Source organism: Hypericibacter sp. (assembly GCF_050729195.1).
Taxonomy (GTDB): domain Bacteria; phylum Pseudomonadota; class Alphaproteobacteria; order Dongiales; family Dongiaceae; genus Hypericibacter.
This window is the reverse complement of record NZ_JBOHKS010000284.1, coordinates 1-8354: the sequence shown is the minus strand read 5'-3', so window position 1 is coordinate 8354 and position 8354 is coordinate 1. Positions and strand designations below refer to the sequence as shown.

At 68.0% G+C, this 8354-nt stretch carries 9 protein-coding genes; 3 read left to right on the top strand and 6 right to left on the bottom strand.

All coding sequences use genetic code 11. From position 1 onward, the window contains the following. Positions 1-178: 178 nt before the first annotated feature. Both ACREE8_RS23420 and ACREE8_RS23415 read right to left on the bottom strand, forming a co-directional pair. Positions 179-1300: an adenylate/guanylate cyclase domain-containing protein gene (locus tag ACREE8_RS23420; RefSeq protein ID WP_431575435.1), complete on the bottom strand. Its 1122-nt coding sequence runs from the start codon at positions 1298-1300 to the stop codon at positions 179-181. 203 nt (positions 1301-1503) lie between these two features. Next, a complete protein-coding gene (locus tag ACREE8_RS23415; RefSeq protein ID WP_431575434.1) occupies positions 1504-1953 on the bottom strand; it encodes an SRPBCC family protein in 450 nt (149 codons plus the stop codon). A gap of 259 nt (positions 1954-2212) precedes the next feature. On the opposite strand from ACREE8_RS23415, the gene ACREE8_RS23410 reads away from it, so the two are divergent. Both ACREE8_RS23410 and ACREE8_RS23405 read left to right on the top strand, forming a co-directional pair. Beyond that, positions 2213-3433, top strand: a complete 1221-nt coding sequence (locus tag ACREE8_RS23410) for a hypothetical protein (RefSeq protein WP_431575433.1) — start codon at positions 2213-2215, stop codon at positions 3431-3433. A gap of 10 nt (positions 3434-3443) precedes the next feature. Further along, positions 3444-4109, top strand: coding sequence for a Vgb family protein (locus ACREE8_RS23405; protein WP_431575432.1), 666 nt, complete (start codon positions 3444-3446; stop codon positions 4107-4109). A gap of 18 nt (positions 4110-4127) precedes the next feature. Here ACREE8_RS23405 and ACREE8_RS23400 read toward each other — a convergent pair whose 3' ends face one another. After that, the gene (locus ACREE8_RS23400; protein ID WP_431575431.1) at positions 4128-4664 is read right to left on the bottom strand and encodes a DUF302 domain-containing protein; all 537 of its coding nucleotides are present in this window, start codon (positions 4662-4664) and stop codon (positions 4128-4130) included. 183 nt (positions 4665-4847) lie between these two features. After that, complete coding sequence (locus ACREE8_RS23395; protein WP_431575430.1) at positions 4848-5549, bottom strand: helix-turn-helix transcriptional regulator; 702 nt, start codon at positions 5547-5549, stop codon at positions 4848-4850. 95 nt (positions 5550-5644) lie between these two features. On the opposite strand from ACREE8_RS23395, the gene ACREE8_RS23390 reads away from it, so the two are divergent. Further along, positions 5645-6043 carry a VOC family protein gene (locus tag ACREE8_RS23390; RefSeq protein ID WP_431575429.1) on the top strand — a complete coding sequence of 133 codons (399 nt, stop codon included), beginning with the start codon at positions 5645-5647 and terminating at the stop codon, positions 6041-6043. An 82-nt stretch (positions 6044-6125) separates the two neighbouring features. On the opposite strand, the gene ACREE8_RS23385 is transcribed toward ACREE8_RS23390, so the two are convergent. Both ACREE8_RS23385 and ACREE8_RS23380 read right to left on the bottom strand, forming a co-directional pair. Further along, positions 6126-7262: an aminotransferase class I/II-fold pyridoxal phosphate-dependent enzyme gene (locus ACREE8_RS23385; protein WP_431575428.1), complete on the bottom strand. Its 1137-nt coding sequence runs from the start codon at positions 7260-7262 to the stop codon at positions 6126-6128. A gap of 172 nt (positions 7263-7434) precedes the next feature. Next, on the bottom strand, positions 7435-8211 hold the full coding sequence (locus tag ACREE8_RS23380; RefSeq protein WP_431575427.1) for a DUF5677 domain-containing protein: 777 nt from the start codon (positions 8209-8211) through the stop codon (positions 7435-7437). Positions 8212-8354: the final 143 nt, after the last annotated feature.

The window sequence follows — 8354 nt, the reverse complement described above, 5'->3', positions numbered from 1 at the left end:
GGGTGGGAGTGACAAGTGTGGCGGGATTCGATTGGGCTCCCCGATCACGGCGGCGGCGCGATGGCGCAGCGCGGCGCGCCGCCGCCGTGGTCCGCGCCCCTTCAGCGACACTGATTTGAATCAAAGCAAGATTCACGGATCGGCTTGATTCAAGCCGATCCGATCTTGCTCCAGCCGCTCAGGCGTCCGGCAAGGTGAAGACGGCGCAGGGCGCCGCGATGCCGCGCAGCGCATGTTCGCCCAGCGGCACCAGCGGCATGGCGGTCTCGGCGGCGAGCGCGCCCGAGATCAACACCGGCCGGTCGAGCGGCCGGCACAGCCCCTCCAGCCGGCTGACCAGATTGACCGCGGGGCCGATGGCGGTGAAATCCAGCCGGTCGGCCGCGCCGATATTGCCCCACAGCATCTCGCCGAGATGCAGCGCCGCGCCGAAGGGCAGCGGCGGCAGCCCCTGCGCCTGCCGCACCGCATCGAGATGGACCATGCCGGCGCGGGCGGCGGAGACCGCACGCAGGGCAGCATCGCAGGCCTCGGCCGGCGCGCCGGTGACCGGGAAGATCGCCAGCACGCCGTCGCCGATGAACTTCAACACCTCGCCCCCGAAGGCATGCACCGCCCCAGCGACGCGATCGAACCAGGCGTCGAGGGCGGCGATCATCGCCGCGGGCTCCGTCGCTTCGGACAGGGCGGTGAAGCCGCGCAGGTCGGCATAGAGCAGCGCGGCGCGGATGGTCTCTCCGGTGCCGCGGCGCAGCGCGCCGGCCTGCACCCGGGCGGCACTGCGCCGGCCGAGATAGGCCTCGAGCAGGGCTGCCAGCGCCGCCCGCGCGGCCAGGGCGGCCAGGGGTGCTGCGGCGAAGCGCGCGGCCTGGCGCAGCCGGCCGGCCTCGGCGGGACTGAACGGCCGGATGCCAGCCCAGCCCAGCACCGGACTGTCCGCTGGGCCAACGGCGTCCTCCTGCACCGGACCCAGCCCGGCCAGCCAGTCGCGCCCGGCCTGGTCGAGCGGACCGCCGGCAAAGCCCAGCGCCTCGATCACCGCCCCGGTCTCCGCTCGCCACAGCCAGGTGCGGCGGGCGATGATCGGATGCGGCACCGCGAGCATCAGGGCGCCGCCGGCCAGCGGCAGGCCGTCGGCCCGCAGCCGGCCGCCGAGCTCGGCCAGGAAGCGGTCGGGGCCGGGCGAGGCGCCGGCCTCGTCCACCAGCCAGGCGAGGGGTGCCGGCAGATCCATGCCGCGATCATGCGGCGAGGGCCCCGGGCCTGTCACCCGCGCCGTGACGGCGGGCAGGCCGGGCATGATGCTGCCGCTGCTCTTCCCCTCTCCGACGAAGGTCCCGGGAGTGTTTTCTTCGTCATGCCGGCTTTAGGCCCGCATCTATGAGCCCGGGCCGCCGCCCAATCCTGCTCGATGGATGTTCATGGATCCCGCTTTCGCGGAGATGACGAAAGAGTGATCGCGACTCCCTCAGAGAGAAAGAAAAAGAACGAACGCCGTCACTCCTAACCCGTGCGGCCGTGAAAGGGATCCGGGCCCGGGTCGCGCCCGGCGGCAACCTCGGCCAGCCGGCCGAGGTAATGGGCCCAGCCTTTCTCATGGCCGGCGCATTGCTCGGCACTGGGCAGACCGCTGTGGGTCAGGCGCAGCAGCGTTCCGTCCGGCTGCTCGATCAGGTCGATCTCGACCAGGCTCGACCCCGGCGGCACCGCCTCGCTGCCGTCCCAGCCGAAGCTGTAGGCCAGGCGATGCACCGGCACCACCTCGCGGAAGGAGCCGCGGGCGAAGCGGGCCCCGGTGACATTGACGAGATAGAGCCCGCCGGGCTGCGGCTCCATCTGCGCCTCCGTTCCCATCCAGCGCAGGATCTTCTCCGGATCGATCAGGAGGGCGAACACCGCGGCGGGCGGCGCCGGGATATGCGTCTCGCGGCGGACGACGAGGGCTTCTTGCATCGGTCTCCTCCAGGGTTGCGACGGTGGGCGGGATGGTTCTTTTTTCTGTCGCCTTTTCCCTGTCATGGCCTTTTTCTTGTCATCGCCGGACTTGATCCGGCGATCCAGGACCGGCGAAGACTGGATTGCCGGGTCAAGCCCGGCAATGACAGGAAGAGAGCGACAGCGCCGGCAGAGCAAGGCGACCGCTCCCGGCGGTCATGCGATAGACTAGGTCCGGCGATCGAAGGATGGGAGTGACAAGTGTGGCAGGAGTCGGATGGACTCGCTGATCACGGCGGCGGCGCGCGCACTCGCGGCGGGTGATCCGCTCGGCGCGCTCGACCGCATCGCCTTGCGCGACGACGCGCCGGCGCTGGCCCTTCGCGGCATCGCGATGGCGCAGCTCGGCGATTTCGATCGCGCGAAATTCCTGCTGCGCTATGCGGCGCGCAGCTTCGGTCCGAAAGAGGCCGTGGCCCGTGCGCGCTGCGTCGTCGCCGAGGCCGAGATCGCGCTGGCCGCGCGCGACCTGGGCTGGCCCGCCAAGGCGCTGGACGCGGCGCGGGCGACGCTCGAAGAGCATGGCGACCTCGCGAATGCCGCCCATGCGCGCTATCTCGACGTGCGGCGCCTGCTCCTGATCGGGCGCCTCGACGAGGCCGAGCGCAGGCTCGCCGGGCTCGACCCCACGCCCTTCCCGCCCGCCTTGCGCGCCTCCCACGAGCTGGTGATGGCGGGGATCGCGATGCGGCGTCTTCAGGCCAAGGCGGCGCACGCGGCGCTGACCCGGGCCGATCGCGCCGCGCGCCAGGCCGGCATCCCGGGGCTGACGGCGGAGGTCGAGAGCGCCTCGCTGCTGCTGGACGCGCCCGTGGCGCGCCTGATCGCGCGGGGCGAGGCGCGTCCCGTCCGGCTCGAGGCGGTCGAGGCGCTGCTCGCGACGAACGCGCTCGTCGTCGATGCCTGCCGCCATGTCGTGCGCGACCCGCACAGACTGGTTTCGCTCACGACGCGGCCGGTCCTGTTCAAGCTCGCCCGCGCGCTGGCCGAGGCCTGGCCCGGCGACGTCTCGCGGGACCGTCTCGTGGCGCAGGCTTTCGGCGCGAAGCAGGCCGATGACTCGCATCGCGCAAGGTTGCGGGTCGAGATCGGGCGGCTGCGCGCCAGCCTGCGGGGGCTCGCCGGGGTCAACGCGACCAAGCAGGGGTTCCTGCTGGCGCCGCGCCGCGGGAGCGAGGTCATGCTGCTGGCGCGGACCGTCGAAGAGCCCCATACCGCCGTGCTCGCCTTCCTCGCCGACGGGGAATCCTGGTCGAGCTCGGCCCTGGCGCTGGCACTGGGGGCGAGCCAGCGCAGCGTGCAGCGCGCCCTCGACGCGCTGGCGGCCGCCGGCAAGATCCAGCCCTTGGGCCGCGGCCGCGCACGCCGCTGGATGACCCCGCCGCTGCCGGGATTCGCGACGGCTTTGTTACTCCCCCCGCCCCTGCCGGGCGATTAGGATAGTGCCCATGAAAAAAGCAGCCGCCGAAATCATCCGTGAATATGGGCCCTTCCCGGGCGTGGAGCGCGTGAATGGCGTCTCCTATGACGGCAAGCAGGTCTGGTTCGGGGCCGGCCCCGACATGAAGGCCCTCGATCCGGCGAGCGGGACGATCTCGCGCTCGATCGATGTCGCCGCGCATGCGGGAACGGCCTATGACGGCCGGCATCTCTACCAGATCGCCGAGAACCGCATTCACAAGATCGATCCGGAGACCGGCCGCGTGCTCGCCTCGATCCCGACGCCCGACGGCGGCGGCGCCGGCATGACCTGGGCCGAAGGCACGCTCTGGGTGGGACAGCATCGCAACCGGAAGATCCATCAGATCGATCCCGAGACCGGCAAGATCCTCCGCACCATCGAATCCAACCGCTTCGTGACCGGCGTCACCTGGAGCAACGGCGAGCTCTGGCACGCCACCTGGGAAGCCGAGCAGAGCGAGCTGCGGCGGGTCGATCCGAAGACCGGCGAGGTGCTGGAGACGCTCGAGATGCCGGCCGGCGCCAGCGTGTCGGGGCTCGAGGCCGATGGCGGCGACCGGTTCTATTGCGGCGGCGGCGCCAGCGGCAAGATCAGGGCCGTGCGCCGGCCCAGGCACGGCGCCGCGAAGGGCGGCGGCTCGCAAGCCAAGTAACAAATTCTGCCCGAACCATCACGCCGCCGCCCGGAGCAGGACAGCCTTCAGCTCGTCGTCCAGCTCGCGCGCGACGGCCGTGACCCGGTCATCGCCGAACTGACCGAAGAGCGAAGACGGCTGGTCATACTCGAATACCGCTCGGCCCCAGTCGTCCTCATAGAGCATGACACGCAAGGGCGCGTAGAGGCCGGCCCGGATATCATGCCGCGTCATCCGCGACGCCGTGATCGGGTTGCCGATCTCATACTGGTAAGCCTTGCGCGCCCGGCCCGCGACCGCCAGGAAGCTGCCGTGATCCCGGACCACGAAGATCGACAATTTGGCGCCATGGGTCTCCTGCCAGGCCACACGGTCCCGGTCGCCCGCGCGCAGAGAAGCGGCCACGGCCGGGTCCACAGGGGGGACGAGGGATTCGAGGGCGGCCTTGACGGTCTCGATATCCGAGGCCGCCTCGATCCGCACATGCTGCACGGCGATCGTCGCCTCCGAAGCGGCCGGGCGCGGGACGCGATCGTCGCGGACGGCGGGGGACGCCACGGGCGGGAGGGACATGGTGAGGACTCCTGGGGTCAGGCTCGAAACGGCTTCCGGTCGGCGTGAGGCCCGATCATTTCCCCGCGACGATTCTCCGTCTGTTGCAGGATTGCTGTCTCCGGGCGCCGACCAGCGCCCTCTTACACCGGCTCGCCGATGCGGTCCCGTCCGCGCACCGCCAGGTTTTCGCAGGGTCCCCGGTTATGAGATGCGCAAGCCGCGCTCTTTCTCCATATGGCGCTTCCAGCGGGTCCTGAGCTCGCCGGGGCGGGCGCCATGGGTCTCGTCGAGGAATTCGGCGGCGGTGATGCGATCCGTCCGGAAATGCCGGAAGTCCCGGCGCAGCTCGCACCAGGCCGCCAGCAGGCGTACGGTCTCGGCATAGCCGATGATCACCGGCCAGAGGATGCGCTCGCTCTCCTGCGCCTCCCGGTTCCGATAGCGGATCCGGATCTTGCGCCCGCTGCGGATCCAGGCGCGGGTCCTGGCGATATCCAGCCCGTCCGGGGCCACCGCCTTGCCGGGCGGCGCGCCGATGCTGGGCTCGGCGATGAAGGGGCGCAGGCGTTCCGGCACGGCAGTGGCGATCTTGGCGATCAGGTCGCGCGCCGCGCCGGCCAGCACGGGGTCCCCGCGCTCGGCGACCCATTGCTCGCCCAGCACCGCGGCTTCGATCTCGTCCGGCGTGAGCATCAGCGGCGGCATGTCGAAGGCGCGGTCGAGGACATAGCCCAGCCCCGCCTCGCCCCGGATCGGCACCCGCTGCCCCATCAGATCGGCGATATCGCGGTAAACGGAGCGTTTCGAGACCTCCAGCTCGCCGGCGAGCCCGCTGGCGGTGACCGGCCGGGTCGAGCGCCGCAGGATCTGGATGATCTGAAACAACCGGTCGGCGCGGCGCATGGCGGTCTCCCTGCTGCCAGCATGCTGTCAGCAGGCCTCGGCTACAAGCCCGGCAACGCCCTCATCCGCGGGCGCCCAGACCGGAAGGGAAGACCATGGATTTCGTGTCGACGCGAATCATCACCGACAACATCAAGCGCCTGGTTCGATTTTACGAGGAGATCAGCGGCCAGCCGGCGACCTGGTACACGGACGACTTTGCCGAGCTGAAGACGCCGTCCTGCACCCTGGCGATCGCCAGCAAGCGCACCATGGCGCTGTTCGGGGCCGGGGCGGCCCGCCCCGCCGACAATCACAGCGCGATCCTCGAGTTCCGCGTTGCTGATGTCGACAAGGAATACGAGAAACTGAAGGGCGTGATCGGCGAGTTTGCTCAGCTTCCGACGACCCAGCCCTGGGGAAACCGTTCCTTGCTGTTTCGCGACCCGGACGGGAACCTGATCAATTTCTTCACGCCGGTGAGCGCGGCGGCGATCAAGAGATACGGTGTTTAGATAGCCATCCCCTATCCCAGGAGCCGATGGCGACGGCGGTGGCGACGGCCGCGCCATGCGGCGGGGACTTGGCGCGGCCGGCTCAGCGCTGGTTGCGGCGCAGATGTCCGCGGAAGGCGGCGAGCCCTTCCGCGAGGTTGGCGCGCCCGAAGCCGATACGGAAGCGGTCCGTCGGCGTCGGTCCCAGCGCCGATCGATAGATGCGCGACGGCAGCAGCAGCACGCCCGCCTGCTCGACGAGATCGGTCGCGAAATCGTCGACCGTGCCGGGGCCGATATAGCGCGGATAGCCGACACAGCCGCCGTCCGGCCGGCGCCATTCGAACAGCTCGGGAAACTCGGCGAAGAAGCGGTCGAGCAGCACCAGGTTCTCCCGCACCCGCGCATTGTTGCGGGCGAGGATGCGCTCGCGGGCCTTGAGCGCGATCAGCGCCAGCCGCTCGCTCGGGGCCGAATTGCAGATCGAGAGGTAATGCTTCATCCGCTCCATGCGGGTGAGCAGCGCGCGATCGGCGCAGGCGATCCAGCCGATCCGCAGGCCCGACAGGCCATAGGCCTTCGACATGACATTGAGCGACAGGCCGCGCTCGTAGAGATCGGCGACCGGCGGCAGGTGCCGCGCCGGGTCGGGCCCGAGCAGCCGGTAGACCTCGTCGCTGAAGAGCCACAGCCCATGGCGGCGGCAGAGCGCCACCAGCTCCTCCAGCACGTCGCGCTCGAGGATCTTGCCGGTCGGGTTGTGCGGGAAATTGATCGAGACGAGCCTGGTGTTCGGCTGGATCGCCGCCTCGACGCGACCGAGATCCAGGCTCCAGTCGCGATCCGGATCGAGCGGCACGCCGGTCGCCGTCCCGATCGACAGCGGCACGGTCTCCGCGGCCTGGTAGTTGGGCGTCACGACGATGGCGTGGTCGCCAGGATCCATCAGCGCGTGATTGGCGATATAGATCCCCTCCTCCGCGCCGGCGAAGCAGAGGATGTCCTGCGGCGCCCGGGCCTCATAGGTGCCCGCGATCGCCGCGCGCAGATCGGGCGCGCCGAAGGTCTCGGTATAGCCGAGCCACAGCCGGTCGAACGCCTCCACCTCGGCCGGATCGGCCATCGCCAGCAGCTCGCGCAGGGTCAGGCTCTGCGCGTCCGACGCCGTCAGGTGGTAGCGGGCCTTGAACTCCCAGCGGGAGAAATAGGTCTCGAGCTCAAAATCAGGGAGGAGTGGCATGAGTCCTGGCTCCGGTCCTTGGCCGAGCTATCGATATGCTCGGCAGTCCTCGTTTGTGATCGATGGAAACTGCTGCGAGGCCAGTATCACGGCCGATTGTGGTCCGCTATCGCCGTCTTGCACAGCTACTGAGAATCATTGGAAGTTGTCCGTTAAGAAATCCCGTTCGCTCTTATTCCGCAGCCACCCTTGTCTTCCCTAGCGCCGTATACTCGTCAAGAAGGCCCCAGAGCTCCTTTCCAGCCAGCGTGTCGCCTAGTATTTGGCTTGTACCAACCAACACGCCCAGCAGCGCCGTACACCCAAGGTACAGCGTCCTATCAAGGTCCGTATCCCTAGGCACCGGTTGGATATCGAAGACGCGAATCTCTTTGCCGTTCTCCTCAATTCGGGAAAAGTGTCGCGTGAGCGATGAAAAGGAGGGATGAGCCGCCTCCGCAGACAACTGGCTATAGACTAAATATGCTTGCGAAAGCGGCCCGTCCTCGGACACCGACTTCGGGCTCAGTACCTTGGCCTTCGGAAAATTCGTCTTAGCCTTCTCGCTGTATTCCCGCAAATTCTTCCGCGTCTCCTCCAAAAGCCCTTCCAAAAGCTCCGACGTGGCGAGCACAAATTTGGCGCGCTTGAGCCTGCTGGCTATCTCATCTTCCAGCATCTTGTCAACGAATGCCGGACCATCTGACGTCAGCTTTGCTATGAAGAACATGTTCTCATAGCACGCGCGCACTAGCGTGCGTGCCTCGATGATAAGCCCCTCCTCCACCATCAACCGGACGCCTTTAAAATTAGCGAGTGATCGCCCACACAACGCACACGCAACCATTTTGTAATCGGCTGCACCGTGTGCTTCCACTTTCAATTCCACTTCCATGATCATGCGTACAGCGTTGTCGCAAAGCTTCTCTGCCAATCCGAGTACTGCTTCGCGGTATGTCGGATTACTCATGGTGACTTCCAAATAATGGTAAAATAGGAGAAAGGCCTTGCGGTCGATACATCACCAAAGAATTGGCATCTGTTTGATGGTGTGGCAAGCACTTAGCCTCAATCATCTTTTGATGCTCTCCTGAGGAAAATTAGGGGTAATTC

Bases quoted from the DNA above. Each gene is read 5' to 3' on its own strand.
- ACREE8_RS23420 (WP_431575435.1), bottom strand. From the start codon at position 1,300: ATGCCCGGCCTGCCCGCCGTCACGGCGCGGGTGACAGGCCCGGGGCCC.
- ACREE8_RS23405 (WP_431575432.1), top strand. From the start codon at position 3,444: ATGAAAAAAGCAGCCGCCGAAATCATCCGTGAATATGGGCCCTTCCCG.
- ACREE8_RS23390 (WP_431575429.1), top strand. From the start codon at position 5,645: ATGGATTTCGTGTCGACGCGAATCATCACCGACAACATCAAGCGCCTG.
- ACREE8_RS23410 (WP_431575433.1), top strand. From the start codon at position 2,213: ATGGACTCGCTGATCACGGCGGCGGCGCGCGCACTCGCGGCGGGTGAT.
- ACREE8_RS23415 (WP_431575434.1), bottom strand. From the start codon at position 1,953: ATGCAAGAAGCCCTCGTCGTCCGCCGCGAGACGCATATCCCGGCGCCG.
- ACREE8_RS23400 (WP_431575431.1), bottom strand. From the start codon at position 4,664: ATGTCCCTCCCGCCCGTGGCGTCCCCCGCCGTCCGCGACGATCGCGTC.
- ACREE8_RS23380 (WP_431575427.1), bottom strand. From the start codon at position 8,211: ATGAGTAATCCGACATACCGCGAAGCAGTACTCGGATTGGCAGAGAAG.
- ACREE8_RS23395 (WP_431575430.1), bottom strand. From the start codon at position 5,549: ATGCGCCGCGCCGACCGGTTGTTTCAGATCATCCAGATCCTGCGGCGC.
- ACREE8_RS23385 (WP_431575428.1), bottom strand. From the start codon at position 7,262: ATGCCACTCCTCCCTGATTTTGAGCTCGAGACCTATTTCTCCCGCTGG.